Genomic DNA, 14,183 nt, shown 5'->3' on the forward strand with positions numbered 1-14,183 from the left:
CCACAGGCGCACGAACCCCATGACTCCACCCCTCCCGCGTAGACCTCGCTGGCGCAGCCTCGCCCTGTTGGCGTTGTGCCTGGCACCGCTGCTGTGGCCGCTGGAGCGCCTGGCCGAGCGTTATTACCGCAGTGAGTTGGCCGGCCAGAATCGCCAAACCCTTGACCTGTACGTGGCCAACCTGCTGGGCACCCTGCACCGCTACGAAGTACTGCCACAAATTCTTGGCGACCTGCCGGCCTTGCGCACCGCACTTGGCGCACCCCAGGTCAGCACCAACCTGGTCAACGCCAACCTGCTGCTCAAGGACGTCGCCGCCCAGGCCGGGGTGGAGGTGATGTACCTGATGGACGCCACCGGCAAGACCCTCGCCGCCTCCAATTGGGATAAGCAAGACAGCTTTGTCGGGCGCAATTTCTCGTTCCGCCCCTACTTCAGCGAAGCCATGGCCGGGCGCCTGGGGCGTTTTTTCGGGTTGGGCACCACGTCGGCCAAGCGCGGCTACTTCTTCGCCGCCGCCGTGCGCGATGGCGATAAAATCACCGGTGTGCTGGTGGTCAAGGTCGACCTGGACCACACCGAAAGCCTGTGGGGCAACACCCCGGAACAACTGCTGGTCACCGACCATAACGGCGTGGTGATTCTCACGTCGCGACCACAGTGGCGATTCCGCGCCACCCGACCGCTGACGGCTGAAGAGCGCCAGGCCATCATCGCCATCCAGCCCTACCCCACACGCGATCCACAGCCTCTGAGCCTGAGCAGCACCGCCTGGCTTCGCCAATCCACAGCCCTCGCCGAGACCGGCTGGAACGTGGAAATCCTCGCGCCACGTTCGTTGATCAACCGCCCGGTACGCACAGTCGTTGCCGTGGGCGGCGCCACGCTGTTGGTGTTGATGCTGTTACTGGGCTTGATGATGCAACGTCGCCGCCATTACCTGGAACGCATCGCCTTTGAAGCCAAGGCCCGGCGCGAGCTGGAAGCGCGGGTGGTCGAACGGACCAGTGACCTTGAAGGCCTCAACCGGCGCCTGAAACAGGAAGTGCTGGAGCGCGAGCACGCTCAGCAGGAGCTGGTGCGTGCCCAGGACGACCTGGTGCAGGCCGGCAAACTGTCGGCGCTGGGCACCATGTCGGCGAGCATCAGCCACGAACTCAACCAGCCTCTGGCAGCGATTCGCAGCTATGCGGAAAATGCCGAAATCTTGCTCGACCACGAGCGCACCAGCGACGCGCGCGGCAACCTCAAGCTGATCAGCGAACTGACCGGGCGCATGGCCTCGATCATCGCCCACTTGCGCGCCTTTGCCCGTCGCGACCGGCATGCGCCCGAAAGCGTGGCCCTGCAACCGGCATTGGACGATGCGCTGGCCTTGCTGGCCAAGCGGCGTCGGTCAATGGAAGTGGAGCTGATCCGCGATTTGCCGGAGGCAACATTGTGGGTACAGGCCGGTGAAACCCGATTACGCCAGGTGCTCGGCAACCTGCTGGCCAATGCCCTCGACGCCCTCACCGAAAAAGGCCCGCCGCGCAAACTCTGGCTGAGTGCCGAAACCACCGAACAGGGCGTCAACCTTTACATTCGCGACAACGGCCCAGGCTTTTGCATGGAGGCCCTGGGCCGCGCCAGCGAGCCGTTCTACACCACCAAGACCCGCACCCAGGGCCTGGGGTTGGGGCTGGCGATCTGTGAAACCCTGATGCGCGCCTTTGGCGGTGAACTGCTGTTTGCCAACCACAAGGAAGGCGGCGCGCTGTTAACCTTGAAATTGCGTGCCGGCTCGCCGGGCGTCAGTCTGCAACCGTCCGAGGACCGCAGTGTATGAGTATCGATAACCAGATTCAGGTGGTGTTGATCGACGACGATCCACACCTGCGTCAGGCCCTGTGCCAGACCCTGGACCTGGCCGGGCTGAAAGTCCTGACCCTGGGCGAAGCCACCGGCCTTACCGCGCGCCTGTCGCGGGATTGGCCGGGCGTGGTGGTCAGCGACATCCGCATGCCCGGCATGGACGGCCTGGAGTTGCTCGCCGAACTGCACGGCCAGGACCCGGACCTGCCGGTGCTGCTGATCACCGGCCACGGCGATGTGCCGCTGGCGGTGCAAGCCATGCGCGCCGGGGCGTATGACTTCCTCGAAAAACCCTTCGCCAGCGATGCCCTGCTCGACAGCGTGCGCCGCGCCCTGGCCTTGCGCCGCCTGGTGCTGGACAACCGCAGTCTGCGCCTGGCCCTCAGCGACCGCCAGCAATTAAGCACACGCCTGGTGGGGCACTCGCCACAAATGCTGCGCCTGCGCGAACAGATCGGTGCACTGGCGGCGACCAGAGCCGATGTGCTGATCCTCGGCGAAACCGGCGCCGGCAAAGAAGTGGTGGCGCGCGCGCTGCATGACCTGTCGAGCCGCCGCAGCGGTCCGTTTGTGGCAATCAACGCAGGCGCTTTGGCCGAGTCCGTGGTGGAAAGCGAACTGTTCGGCCATGAACCCGGCGCGTTTACCGGCGCGCAGAAACGCCGGATCGGTAAATTCGAATTTGCCAACGGCGGTACTTTATTCCTCGATGAAATCGAAAGCATGAGCCTGGATGTACAGGTCAAACTCTTGCGCCTGTTGCAAGAGCGTGTAGTCGAGCGCCTGGGCGGCAATCAGCTGATACCGCTGGATATCCGCATCATCGCCGCGACCAAGGAAGACCTGCGCCAGTCCGCCGACCAGGGCCGTTTCCGTGCCGACTTGTATTACCGCCTCAACGTCGCGCCGCTGCGTATTCCACCGCTGCGTGAGCGCGGTGAAGATGCGCTGATGCTGTTCCAACATTTTGCCGATGAAGCCAGCAGCCGCCACGGCCTGCCGCTGCACGAGCTGCAACCGGGCCAGCGCGCGCTGCTGCTGCGTCATAGCTGGCCGGGCAACGTGCGCGAGCTACAAAACGCTGCCGAACGCTTCGCGCTTGGCCTGGAACTGGCGCTGGATAACACACCGGACAATCCATCAGCCGGTGCCCTGACCTCCACGCCCGGCGGCCTCAGCGAGCAAGTCGAGCAGTTCGAAAAAAGCCTGATTGCCGCCGAACTGACCCGCCCGCACAGCTCCATGCGAAGCCTGGCCGAAGCCTTGGGCGTACCGCGCAAAACCTTGCACGACAAACTGCGCAAGCACGGCCTGAACTTCGCCAACCAAAGTGGCGACGACGAATGAACGCCCCCACCTGCCAAGAGGCCCCCATGAGCCGCGACAGCCGTTACCTGGAATCCATCCTTCACCACGACATCCCCCTCACGCGGGAAATGGGCCTCAAAGTGCTCGATTGGCAGCACGGGCAGTTGGAACTGCACCTGCCCTTGCAAGCCAATATCAACCATAAGAGCACGATGTTCGGCGGCAGCCTGTATTGCGGCGCAGTCCTGGCGGGCTGGGGCTGGCTGCACTTGCAGCTGCGCGAAGAAGGGATTGAAGACGGACATATCGTGATTCAGGAGGGGCAGATCAGTTATCCGCTGCCGGTTACGCGGGATGCGACGGTGGTGTGCCAGGCGCCGGAGGAGAAAGTGTGGAAACGCTTTGTGGCGACGTATAAGCGTTATGCTCGTGCGCGGTTGGCGTTGGAGACGTGGGTTGTGAATGAGGGCAGTGAGCAGAGGGCAGTGGCCTTTACCGGGCAGTACGTCTTGCACCGCTAGCCGCCATCACGCAAAACCACATGTGGGAGCAAGCCCGCTCCCACAGTTTGATCTACTGTAGCCTCATGACCGGGCCAGGGTCAGCAACCGCTCACGCCACGCCGCTTTTGCCGGCAAGGCCAAGAAGAATGGATTCAATAATGATTCCCGCGCCGGATAACTGAACGGCGCGCCGCTCAACTCCAGCACCTCGCCTCCCGCACCTTCCAGCACGCCTTGGGCTGCTGCCGTGTCCCATTGGGAAGTGGGTGCCAAACGCGGATAACAATCGGCGCTGCCTTCGGCCAACAGGCAAAACTTCAACGAACTGCCGATATTCGCCAGTTTCAGCTCACCCAAGCTTTCGCTCAAACCGTCCAGCAAACGTTCCTGCTCAGGACTTGTATGGCGACGGCTGGCGACCACAGTAAATGACTCACCCGCCGCCGGCGCGGCGCGCACCTGAATCTGTTTGGGCGCTTCATTGACGTCCGAACGCCAAGCGCCCAGGCCCGCGCCACCGAAGTAACAACGCCCGTTGGTGGGCATCGACACCACGCCAAACACCACGCGGCCTCGTTCAATCAGGGCGATATTGACGGTGAACTCTTCGGTGCCGGCGATAAACTCCTTGGTACCGTCCAACGGGTCAACCAACCACCAGCGCTGCCAGCCGGCACGCACGCTCTGGTCGATGTCGGCGTCTTCCTCGGACAGCACCGGAATGCTCGGGTCCAGCGCGGTCAGGCCTGCCAGAATCAGATGGTGCGCGGCCAGGTCCGCCGCCGTCACCGGCGAATCGTCGGCCTTGGAAGTCACCGCCACATCAGCGCGCCAGTACGGCATTATCACTTCACCCGCCTGGCGTGCCAGTTCGATCACAGGGGCAATAAACGCGTGGCCTAAAAACAGTTCGCTCATGCAGTAAACGCTCCACGCTGGGTCAACAGGTCTCGTACCAGGTACAGCGCGGCCAGGGCGCGGCCTTCGCTGAATTGTTCGTTTTGCGCAAGCATCGACAGCTCGCGCAGGTTCACCCGGTCCACACGCATCGGCTCAGGTTCATCGCCTTCAAGGCGTTCTTCGTAGAGGTCGGTGGCCAGCACCACCTGGATTTTCTGACTCATGTAACCGGGCGACAACGACAACTCGGTAATGTGTTCCAACTGCCGCGCGCCGTAGCCGGCTTCCTCCTTGAGTTCGCGATCGGCTGCCGCCAGCACATCTTCACCGGGTTCGATCAGGCCCTTGGGCAAGGACAGCTCATACTCGTCGGTGCCACCGCAATACTCTTCAATCAGCAATGCATGATCCTCATCGATCATCGCCACGATCATCACCGCACCGTAGCCGGCACCGCGGCCCACAAGGCGTTCGTAGGTTCGTTCAACGCCATTGGAAAAGCGCAATTGCACTTCCTCCACGCGGAACAAACGGCTACTGGCGACTATTTCGCGGGCGAGGACGGTGGGTTTCTGGCGCATAAGCGGCTCCTTGGCGTGATCGGGTTACTATACCGTGGCTTTTCCGATTGTCTGTGTCGGATATCTTTACTTACATGAGAACGCCCCATGCCCTCTTTGCCCTGGCACGCCATCGACACCGTCCTGCTGGACATGGACGGCACCCTGCTCGACCTGCATTACGACAACCACTTCTGGATGGAGCACCTGCCCCAGCGTTACGCCGAGTTGCACGGCGTAAGCCGTGCCATGGCCGAGATGGAGTTGCAGCCCCTGTTCGAGCATAACGCCGGACAGTTGCAATGGTATTGCCTGGATTTCTGGAGCGCGGAGCTGAAGATCCCGGTGCGCGAACTCAAGCTGGAGACTGCCCACTTGATCGCCCTGCGCCCGGATGCCGACACGTTCCTGGCGGCAATCAAAATGGCCGGCAAGCGTGTGATCCTGATCACCAACGCGCATCGTGATTCACTGTCATTGAAGCTGGAACGCATTGAACTGGCGCCGTATTTCGAACGGTTGATCAGCTCCCACGACTACGGTTTCGCCAAGGAAAACCCGCAATTCTGGGATGCCCTGCAAGCCGACATCAACTTCGACCCCGCCCGCAGCCTGTTTATCGATGACACGTTGCCGATCCTGCGCAGCGCCCAGGCGTTTGGCGTGGGGCATTTGCTGGCGGTGAAAGAGCCGGACAGTAAGAAAGGGCCCAAGGACACCGCTGAATTCGCAGCGGTTGGTGATTACCGAGATCTCATTGCCGGACTCTAACCCAATGTGGGAGCGGGCTTGCTCGCGAAGGCAGTGTGTCAGTCAATATATTGGGTGACTGATCCACCGCTTTCGCGAGCAAGCCCGCTCCCACATTCAGGCCTTCGTATTACTTGGGAATACGCAGCGTCTGGCCTGGATAGATCTTGTCCGGATGGGACAACAGCGGCTTGTTCGCCTCGAAAATCTTGTTATACAAATTGGCGTTACCGTACACCGAGAGAGAAATAGCACTCAGCGTGTCGCCCTTTTTCACTACGACAAAAGTGGCAGCCTCGACAGCCGGCCCCGTGACAGTGATCTGGTCATCCACACTGGCCACACCGGCAATATTGCCCAGCGCCAGCAGAATCTTCTCTTTCTCTTCCTGGGTGGCGACTTCACCGGTCACCGTCACCTTGTCGCCCTCTACCGTGGTCTGCACGTTCGGATTACCCAGACCCACTTTGGACACGTGGTCCTTCAACTGCTCACTGGCGTTTGCATTACCCGGCGTCAACAGGTCCACAATCTTTTCGCCAGCTTCCTTGATAAAGCTAAAAATGCTCATAGTGCGCTCTCCTTGGTTTTTGATTTCCAGATGCCCAAGACTAGACCAGTCCTGTGGATTTGGGTTCCAGCCCGGCCCAAGACCCAAACGCGCTAGAATCCCACCGCCATTGGAATATGCCCTGGAGCGAAGATGGACATCAAACAGCTGAAATTCCTCATCGCCCTCGACGAAACCCGTCACTTCGGCCAGGCGGCGGCGCGCTGCCACATCACCCAACCGACTCTGTCGATGCGCCTGCGCAACCTTGAAGAAGAGCTTGATCTATCGTTGGTCAACCGTGGCCAGCGCTTCGAAGGTTTTACCGCCCCCGGTGAACGGGTGCTGGCCTGGGCTCGCACGGTGCTGGCGGCATATGACGGTTTGCAGGCCGAAGCGGCAGCTTGTCGCGGTAACCTGGTGGGTACGTTGCGCCTGGGCGTAGTGCCGTTGTCGAGCTTCGATCCCTTGGCGTTGATGCAGCAACTGCATAGAGAACATCCGAGCCTGCGCTTCGAGCTGTCGGCGCTCAGCTCCGAACAGATCCTTGAACAATTGGCGAGCAATCGGCTGGACCTGGGCGTGTCTTACCTCGAACGCCTGGACAACGAACGCTTCGACTCGCTGGCGTTGGGCGAAACCCGTATGGGCCTGCTTTACGACCAGCGCTTCTTTAGTTTTGGTGACACGCCGTTGAGCTGGGAAGCGCTGATCGAGCTGCCGCTGGGCATGCTGACCAGTGGCATGCACTTTCGCCAATCCATTGACCACAACTTCCACAGCCGTGGGCTCAACCCGCAACCCTTGCTGCAGACCGATGCCGTCCATCAGTTGTTACAAGCTGTGCACGGCGGCCTCTGCTGCGCGGTGATGCCGCTGGATGGGGGGTTGGATGCGCTCACCGAACATCTGCGCCTGCAGCCGATCGAAGACGCTCATACACTGGCCCGCCTGGGGTTCATCATGCGCCGCAGCGCGCCGCGTTCAGCGTTGGCGGAGGCGTGTTTCGCGCTGTATCAGAAATCGCAAATCTAATCTTGATCGACGTCATCTATCGATAGATCAGTACTGGCAATTAGACGTGACGCTTTGTCGCGCCTAGTCTGAGCACTGATCAATCCGTCGGTGGTACTGCCCCATGAACGCCAAGCGTCCAGTCTGCGCGGCGCCCGCTGTTGAAACGCCCGCGCCCGCCGCCAGCCAGAGCTACCAGTTTTGCAACCTCGAACACACAGAAGTCGCCAGTACTGCATTGGCGGAAGAAGTGGCGTTGGCGATTGCCTACAACGACATCAGCCAGGCGGTCATGCTGGTAACGCCCACCGACCTGGAAGACTTCATCATCGGCTTCAGCCTAGGAAGCGGCATTATCACCGACGTTAGCGACATATATGATCTTAAACTCAGCGGTTCGGGCTCGACCCAATACGCTCAGGTGCAGATCTCCAGCCGTGCCTTCTGGAACCTCAAGCAGCAGCGCCGCCAGTTGGCCGGCACCAGCGGCTGTGGCCTGTGCGGCGTGGAGGCGGTGGAGCAAGCCTTGCCAGACCTGCAAGTGCTGCGCGGCGCACCCTTGCCGCCTGCCGAATGGCTCGACGGCCTGCGCCAGCGCATCAGCGCGTTCCAGCCCTTGGGCCAATACAGTGGCGCGGTGCATGCGGCGGTATTTATGAACGGCCAGGGAGAATTGCTGCTGGGCCGCGAAGACATCGGCCGGCATAACGCCCTGGACAAGTTGATTGGCGCACTCATCCGTCAAAAGATCCCGACTGACAGCGGCTTGGCGATTGTCACCAGCCGTTGCAGCCTCGAATTGATACAGAAAGTCCTGCGCGCGGGCATCCAGACCCTGGTAAGCCTGTCGTCACCCACCGGCCTGGCCCTGCAATGGGCGCGCCGGCACAACCTCAATCTCATCCACCTGCCGCAGAAAAGCGCGCCGCGGGTCTACAGCCCTGCGATGGAGTACCAGCCATGAGCAATCATCACCAAGCCGACCAAACCCCAACCCCACGCTACAAGCCCTATAAAGGCCCGGCTGGCGGCTGGGGCGCACTGATCAGCGTGGCCCAGGCGTGGCTGACCAGCGACAACGCGCTGAAAAACCTGCGCATGATGCTCAAGACCAACCAGAACGGCGGTTTCGACTGCCCGGGCTGCGCCTGGGGCGACTCGCCGGAAAGCGGCATGGTCAAGTTCTGCGAAAACGGCGCCAAGGCGGTGAACTGGGAAGCCACCAAACGTCGCGTGGATGCTGCGTTCTTCGCCAAGCACAGCGTCAGCGCCTTGATTGAACAGAGCGACTATTGGCTGGAATACCAGGGCCGCCTGACCGAGCCGATGCGCTACGACGCCGAAACCGATCGCTACCTGCCCATCAGTTGGGAAGCGGCCTTCGACTTGGTCGGCAAACACCTCAACGCCCTCCCTAGCCCGGACATGGCCGAGTTTTACACCTCGGGCCGCGCCAGCAATGAAGCGGCGTACCTGTACCAGCTGTTTGTGCGCGCCTACGGCACCAACAACTTTCCGGATTGCTCGAACATGTGCCACGAAGCCAGCGGCGTGGCCCTGGCGCAGAGCGTGGGCGTGGGCAAAGGCACCGTGACCTTTGATGACTTCGAACATGCCGACGCGATTTTTGTCTGGGGCCAGAACCCCGGCACCAACCACCCGCGCATGCTCGAACCGCTGCGCGAAGCGGTTAAACGCGGCGCCCAGGTGGTGTGCATCAACCCGCTGAAAGAGCGCGGCCTGGAACGCTTCCAACACCCGCAACACCCGCTGGAAATGCTCACCAACGGCGACAAACCGACTAATACCGCGTACTTCCGCCCGGCGCTGGGTGGTGACATGGCAATTTTGCGCGGCATGGCCAAGTTCCTGCTGCTGTGGGAACGCCAGGCCCAGGCCGAAGGCAAGGAAGCGGTGTTCGACCACAACTTCCTCAACGAACACACCGCTAATGTGCTGGATTACCTGGGCAAGATCGACGACACCTCTTGGGAAGAAATCGTCGAGCAGTCCGGCCTGACCCTGGTCGAGATTGAGCAAGCGGCGCGCATGTACGCCAAAGGCAAGAACGTGATCATGTGCTGGGCGATGGGCATCACCCAGCACCGCCACTCGGTGCCGACCATCCAGGAAATCGCCAACCTGATGCTGCTGCGCGGCAACATTGGCCGCCCTGGCGCCGGCCTGTGCCCGGTGCGTGGGCACAGTAACGTGCAAGGCGACCGCACCATGGGCATCAACGAACGCCCACCGGTGGCGTTTCTCGATTCCCTGGAGCGACGTTTCCAGTTCCAGGTGCCGCGTGACAACGGCCACAACGTGGTCGAGGCGATTCACGCCATGCTCGAAGGCCGCTCCAAGGTGTTTATCGGCCTGGGCGGCAACTTCGCCCAAGCGACGCCGGACAGCCCACGCACCTTCGAAGCCTTGCGCAATTGCGACCTGACCGTACAGATCAGCACCAAGCTCAACCGCAGCCATCTGATGCACGGCAAAGACGCGCTGATCCTGCCGTGCCTGGGCCGTACCGACATTGATATCCAGGCCGATGGCCCGCAAGCGGTAACGGTAGAGGACTCGTTCAGCATGGTGCACGGTTCCAACGGCCAACTGCAGCCGCTGTCGAAGCTGATGAAATCGGAGCCGGCAATCCTCGCGGGCATTGCGGCCGCCACCTTGGGTAGCAAACCCGTGGATTGGAATTGGCTTGTGGCGGACTACGGGCGTATCCGCGACCTGATCGCCGACACCATTCCTGGCTTCAAGGACTTCAACGAGAAGATCAAAAATCCGGGCGGTTTCTACTTGGGTAATTCCGCAGGTGCGCGCCGCTGGAACACGCCGTCGGGCCGCGCCAACTTCCGCCCGAACATCCTGCCCAAAGACCTGATCCATGAACGCACCCACGCCACCGGCCGCGTGCCGGACCTGATCATGCAGTCGATGCGCTCCCACGATCAGTACAACACCACTATTTACGGCCTGGACGACCGTTATCGCGGGGTCAAGGGCCAGCGTGACGTACTGTTCGTCAACGAAGCCGACATCATCCGCCTGGGCTTCAAACCTGGGCAGAAGGCCGACATCGTGTCGCTGTGGGAAGACGGGCGTGAGCGCCGCGTGAAAGGCTTTACCTTGTTGGCGTTTGATATTCCGGCGGGGCAGGCTGCGGCTTATTACCCGGAAGTTAATCCACTGGTGCCGCTGGAAAGCACCGGGGATGGCAGCCATACGCCGACGTCGAAGTTCGTGGCGATCCGCTTGGAAGCGGCAAGTGACAATGGCTTGATCATGGCCCGCTCGGCGTAAATGCCATGAATTCCGGGCAAAAAAAGGCCGCTTTTGCATAAAAGCGGCCATTCCCAAGTAGCAAAAGACTCACTAATTTGACTTAAGTTCCCCAGCTAAAACAGCAACTTAGCGAATTGTGTACAACTCGTGTTACTGGTCGGATTTCTATTGTCACAATGTCGACACAGCCTCAGGATCGCGCCGTCATCCTCTTGAGGTCTCTCTATGAAGTTCTCCTCGATTCTCTTGTTGTCCCTTGGCCTGGTCAGTGGCGCAGCCATGGCCGGTGGCACCACCGAAGCCGGTGTGGGCGGCGCATTGGGCGGGGTACTCGGTTCGGTTGTCGGCCAGTCGATTGGCGGCAACACGGGCTCGGCCATCGGCGCAGCCCTGGGCGGCGCGGGCGGCAGTGCGGTCGGTGCCGACAAACGCAGCCGTGGCGAAGCCGCCATCGGTGGCGCCTTGGGTGCAGCGGGCGGCAACGTGGTTGGCCGTAGCATGGGCGGCAACACCGGCAGCCTGATCGGCGCAGCCGCCGGCGGCGGTGCGGGTGGTGCACTGGGTAACTACATGGGTAACAAGAGCGATGACGACGACCGTCGTTCGCGTAGCCGTGATAAGCGTCGGTATGACCGCGACGATCACCGTGGACGCGGGCATGCCTATGGGCATCGCAAGAACAAGCATCACTACCGTCACCGGTAAGCTCTAAAGAACACCGCATCCACTGTGGGAGCGGGCTTGCTCGCGAATGCGGAGTGTCAGCCAACGCATTTTAAGCTGACCCACCGCTTTCGCGAGCAAGCCCGCTGACACATTTGGCTCCGTGGTGTTAGTGGGATTGGGCTAGACCAACAACCGCTGCAACGCCTCGCGCAGCGAACCCGGAATCGTCACCGGCTGGTTCGACCCTCGATCTACAAACACATGCACAAAGCGCCCCGCCGCACAGGCCTCTTCCTCGCCTGCCTTGAACACCGCCAATTCGTACTGCACTGAGCTATTACCCAACTTGCCCACCCGCAGACCGATTTCGATGCGCTCCGGAAAGGCGATCGACGCAAAATAATCACACGCCGAACTCACCACAAACCCCACTACTTCACCGTCATGAATATCCAGGCCACCTTGTTCGATCAGGTAGGTATTCACCGCTGTGTCGAAGAAGCTGTAGTAAGTCACGTTGTTTACATGGCCATACACATCGTTGTCGTGCCAGCGCGTGATGATGGGCTGGAAGTGAGCGTAGTCTGCACGTTGTGGCACTGAGTCAGGCATCGGTAAGTCTCGCGAAGGTGGGTTTACAGGTCATTCAAATGGGCCTGCGCCCACTCGCGTACTTCAGCGTAAGGGTAGTCTTCCAACGCAGCGGAACCTGGAATACCCCGCGCCTTCAACTTGGTAAACAACGGCACACTGATCCCGCCGAGGAACCGTGTCAGTCGTTCCGCGCCCGGTAGTTCCCCGGTGTGCTCATGATGCCTGTGGATAAAATCACCGCACAGCCCCATGAAGTTTTTATCCACAAGCGGCGGCAAGCCTGGCGGTGGCGGCAGGTGCGCAACGTGGCCGTGGCACACGGAGCAATGCCCACAACGCTGCGGTGCATTTTCATCGCCAAAGTACTGCGCTAGGCGCTGCCCGAGACAGCGCTCGGTGGCGAACAGATCGAGCATCGCATGAATGCGTGCGACCTCGCCCACCTCATGCTGCTTGAAGCCTGTGTATAACTCCGCGCTCAGCACCTGCGGATCAAAATCGGTATCCAGCAGGCTGTAGACCTCCGTCATCTGCTTGCTTTCCAGCTCGATCAGGCCCTGCTCCTGGAAGTAATCCAGCGCCTTCACCACCCGGCTGCGTTCGGCATTGTGCTGTTGATAAAGCGCGTCGAAATCCACCGTCGCCCAGGTTTTCGCTCGTTTACATACCTGGATGATCGCCGCCACGAACTGCTGCCGCTCGCCGGAGAATCGCGCCAGCAAAGCCTCTGGCTCGATCAGGTACTTGAAGCGGTACTCGGCATAAAACGCGTAGCGCGGCGCAATCACGCCCTTGAGCTCCAGCTGCACCAGCAGGGTCTTCAACGGCAGTTCGCGGATATTGCTGTGGTCCGACAAAGACCTGAGCAAAAACTCCCACTGCCCATCGCCCCGCGCGGCCTGCAACTCTTCCAACACCCGACGGATACCGTCCTGCTCCGGCGTATCGCCGTACACGAAGTTTTCCAGCACGTTGAGGCTGTCACGGTTGGCCAACACCAGGCAGTCAGACGGCTGCCCATCACGCCCCGCGCGACCGATTTCCTGACTGTAGTTCTCGATGGACTTGGGCAGGTCGAAGTGCACCACGTTGCGGATGTCACTCTTGTCGATGCCCATGCCAAACGCGATGGTGGCGACGATGCAATTGGAGCGCCCGCCCATGAAGCGGCGCTGGATGCCCTCGCGCTTATCGTGGGGCAGACCAGCGTGATACGCCTCGGCCTGGATACCGTTGCGGTTCAAGTGCTCGGCAATCTGCTCGGCGGTTTTCTGCAGTGTGACGTAGACGATGCTGGGTTGATTGGCGCGCTCACTCATCCACTGGACCAAACGACGACGCTTGTCCGCACCGCTGACGGGTTCCACCAACAGATTGAGGTTGGGCCGGTAGAAGCCCGTGGTGACCACATCGTCCGGCGCAATGGCGAACTTCGCCTGCATGTCGGCAATCACCTTGGGCGTCGCTGTAGCTGTCAGCAACAGCGCTTGTGGGATATTGAACTGGCGCTGGTAGTCCGGCAGCTTCAGATAATCCGGCCGGAAGTTGTGGCCCCACTCGGAAATACAGTGCGCCTCGTCCACCACCAGCAGCGAGATTTGCACGCTTTGCAGGAAGTTACGGAAGCGCTCGTTCTTCAAGCGCTCCACCGAAACCATCAGGATTTTCAACTCACCCGAGCGCGCACGGGCCATCACGTCATTGGCCTCATCGCGGCTCTGGGCCGAATCGATACTGCCTGCCGAAATACCGTGACGCTGCAAAAAGCCAAGCTGGTCCTGCATCAACGCCAACAGCGGCGACACCACCAGCGTCAGGTGCGGCAGCAACACCGCCGACAGCTGGTAACACAGGGACTTGCCCGACCCGGTAGGAAAAATTGCCGCTGCAGAACGACCGGCCAGTACGGCGTTGACCGTTTGCTCCTGGCCCAAACGAAACTGTGGATAACCAAAGACCTGCTGGAGGGTGTCGTGCATAGGCTGTCACTCCATTGACCGCTGAGTTGGCTTAAAAACATAGCCTGGGAATCTCAGCGAATCGAGAAAGGTCGCAAGGAAAAAAGAGACAGGATGATACACAGGGTGCGGCGATGGCCTTGGGCCAAATCAGACAGATTCGATAGCGATTGTAGGAACACCTCAAACCAAATGTGGGAGCGCTTTCTGTTAAATCACTTTCAAGCTACAAATG

Annotated in this window: 13 protein-coding genes; 8 read left to right on the forward strand and 5 right to left on the reverse strand. The window is 60.7% G+C overall.

Going from position 1 to position 14,183, the window contains the following annotated elements; translation table 11 throughout:
• The first annotated feature begins 19 nt into the window (after positions 1-19).
• From AACY36_RS17405 to AACY36_RS17415, 3 genes are read left to right on the forward strand one after another with little or no spacing between them, the layout of a single operon-like run.
• Positions 20-1,828: a sensor histidine kinase gene (locus AACY36_RS17405; protein WP_339419957.1), complete on the forward strand. Its 1,809-nt coding sequence runs from the start codon at positions 20-22 to the stop codon at positions 1,826-1,828.
• A complete protein-coding gene (locus tag AACY36_RS17410; RefSeq protein WP_339419955.1) occupies positions 1,825-3,201 on the forward strand; it encodes a sigma-54-dependent transcriptional regulator in 1,377 nt (458 codons plus the stop codon). The genes AACY36_RS17405 and AACY36_RS17410 overlap by 4 nt, the downstream gene beginning before the upstream one ends.
• A gap of 26 nt (positions 3,202-3,227) precedes the next feature.
• Positions 3,228-3,683 carry a YiiD C-terminal domain-containing protein gene (locus tag AACY36_RS17415; protein ID WP_339419953.1) on the forward strand — a complete coding sequence of 152 codons (456 nt, stop codon included), beginning with the start codon at positions 3,228-3,230 and terminating at the stop codon, positions 3,681-3,683.
• 63 nt (positions 3,684-3,746) lie between these two features.
• On the opposite strand, the gene cysQ is transcribed toward AACY36_RS17415, so the two are convergent.
• Together cysQ and nudE are read right to left on the reverse strand one after the other, a co-directional pair.
• The gene (gene cysQ, locus AACY36_RS17420; protein WP_339419951.1) at positions 3,747-4,583 is read right to left on the reverse strand and encodes a 3'(2'),5'-bisphosphate nucleotidase CysQ; all 837 of its coding nucleotides are present in this window, start codon (positions 4,581-4,583) and stop codon (positions 3,747-3,749) included.
• Positions 4,580-5,146 carry an ADP compounds hydrolase NudE gene (nudE, locus tag AACY36_RS17425; protein WP_065875823.1) on the reverse strand — a complete coding sequence of 189 codons (567 nt, stop codon included), beginning with the start codon at positions 5,144-5,146 and terminating at the stop codon, positions 4,580-4,582. Before nudE ends, cysQ begins: the two co-directional genes overlap by 4 nt.
• 87 nt (positions 5,147-5,233) lie before the next feature.
• On the opposite strand from nudE, the gene yrfG reads away from it, so the two are divergent.
• Positions 5,234-5,896: a GMP/IMP nucleotidase gene (yrfG, locus tag AACY36_RS17430; protein WP_339427349.1), complete on the forward strand. Its 663-nt coding sequence runs from the start codon at positions 5,234-5,236 to the stop codon at positions 5,894-5,896.
• Positions 5,897-6,005: 109 nt separating this feature from the next.
• Here the strand turns inward: yrfG and lysM are convergent, their stop codons facing one another.
• Entirely contained in the window at positions 6,006-6,446 is a 441-nt protein-coding gene (gene lysM, locus AACY36_RS17435) for a peptidoglycan-binding protein LysM (RefSeq protein ID WP_339419946.1), read from the reverse strand.
• A 132-nt stretch (positions 6,447-6,578) separates the two neighbouring features.
• Here lysM and AACY36_RS17440 point away from each other — a divergent pair, with 132 nt between their 5' ends.
• From AACY36_RS17440 to AACY36_RS17455, 4 genes are all read left to right on the forward strand, one after another.
• Entirely contained in the window at positions 6,579-7,460 is an 882-nt protein-coding gene (locus AACY36_RS17440; protein WP_339419944.1) for a LysR family transcriptional regulator, read from the forward strand.
• Between the two features lie 103 nt (positions 7,461-7,563).
• Positions 7,564-8,403, forward strand: a complete 840-nt coding sequence (gene fdhD, locus AACY36_RS17445) for a formate dehydrogenase accessory sulfurtransferase FdhD (protein ID WP_339497352.1) — start codon at positions 7,564-7,566, stop codon at positions 8,401-8,403.
• The gene (locus AACY36_RS17450) at positions 8,400-10,748 is read left to right on the forward strand and encodes an FdhF/YdeP family oxidoreductase (protein WP_339419940.1); all 2,349 of its coding nucleotides are present in this window, start codon (positions 8,400-8,402) and stop codon (positions 10,746-10,748) included. The genes fdhD and AACY36_RS17450 overlap by 4 nt, the downstream gene beginning before the upstream one ends.
• A 207-nt stretch (positions 10,749-10,955) precedes the next feature.
• Entirely contained in the window at positions 10,956-11,435 is a 480-nt protein-coding gene (locus AACY36_RS17455; RefSeq protein ID WP_339419938.1) for a YMGG-like glycine zipper-containing protein, read from the forward strand.
• A gap of 141 nt (positions 11,436-11,576) precedes the next feature.
• On the opposite strand, the gene AACY36_RS17460 is transcribed toward AACY36_RS17455, so the two are convergent.
• Positions 11,577-12,008, reverse strand: coding sequence for an acyl-CoA thioesterase (locus tag AACY36_RS17460; RefSeq protein ID WP_339419937.1), 432 nt, complete (start codon positions 12,006-12,008; stop codon positions 11,577-11,579).
• A 23-nt stretch (positions 12,009-12,031) separates the two neighbouring features.
• Positions 12,032-13,969, reverse strand: coding sequence for a RecQ family ATP-dependent DNA helicase (locus tag AACY36_RS17465; protein ID WP_339419935.1), 1,938 nt, complete (start codon positions 13,967-13,969; stop codon positions 12,032-12,034).
• Positions 13,970-14,183: the final 214 nt, after the last annotated feature.

Source organism: Pseudomonas sp. EA_15y_Pfl1_P101 (assembly GCF_963970835.1).
Classification (GTDB): Bacteria; Pseudomonadota; Gammaproteobacteria; order Pseudomonadales; family Pseudomonadaceae; genus Aquipseudomonas; species Aquipseudomonas tritici.

Coding starts and splice junctions, on each gene's coding strand:
- AACY36_RS17405 (WP_339419957.1), top strand. CDS start 20: ATGACTCCACCCCTCCCGCGTAGACCTCGCTGGCGCAGCCTCGCCCTG.
- AACY36_RS17410 (WP_339419955.1), top strand. CDS start 1,825: ATGAGTATCGATAACCAGATTCAGGTGGTGTTGATCGACGACGATCCA.
- AACY36_RS17415 (WP_339419953.1), top strand. CDS start 3,228: ATGAGCCGCGACAGCCGTTACCTGGAATCCATCCTTCACCACGACATC.
- cysQ (WP_339419951.1), bottom strand. CDS start 4,583: ATGAGCGAACTGTTTTTAGGCCACGCGTTTATTGCCCCTGTGATCGAA.
- nudE (WP_065875823.1), bottom strand. CDS start 5,146: ATGCGCCAGAAACCCACCGTCCTCGCCCGCGAAATAGTCGCCAGTAGC.
- yrfG (WP_339427349.1), top strand. CDS start 5,234: ATGCCCTCTTTGCCCTGGCACGCCATCGACACCGTCCTGCTGGACATG.
- lysM (WP_339419946.1), bottom strand. CDS start 6,446: ATGAGCATTTTTAGCTTTATCAAGGAAGCTGGCGAAAAGATTGTGGAC.
- AACY36_RS17440 (WP_339419944.1), top strand. CDS start 6,579: ATGGACATCAAACAGCTGAAATTCCTCATCGCCCTCGACGAAACCCGT.
- fdhD (WP_339497352.1), top strand. CDS start 7,564: ATGAACGCCAAGCGTCCAGTCTGCGCGGCGCCCGCTGTTGAAACGCCC.
- AACY36_RS17450 (WP_339419940.1), top strand. CDS start 8,400: ATGAGCAATCATCACCAAGCCGACCAAACCCCAACCCCACGCTACAAG.
- AACY36_RS17455 (WP_339419938.1), top strand. CDS start 10,956: ATGAAGTTCTCCTCGATTCTCTTGTTGTCCCTTGGCCTGGTCAGTGGC.
- AACY36_RS17460 (WP_339419937.1), bottom strand. CDS start 12,008: ATGCCTGACTCAGTGCCACAACGTGCAGACTACGCTCACTTCCAGCCC.
- AACY36_RS17465 (WP_339419935.1), bottom strand. CDS start 13,969: ATGCACGACACCCTCCAGCAGGTCTTTGGTTATCCACAGTTTCGTTTG.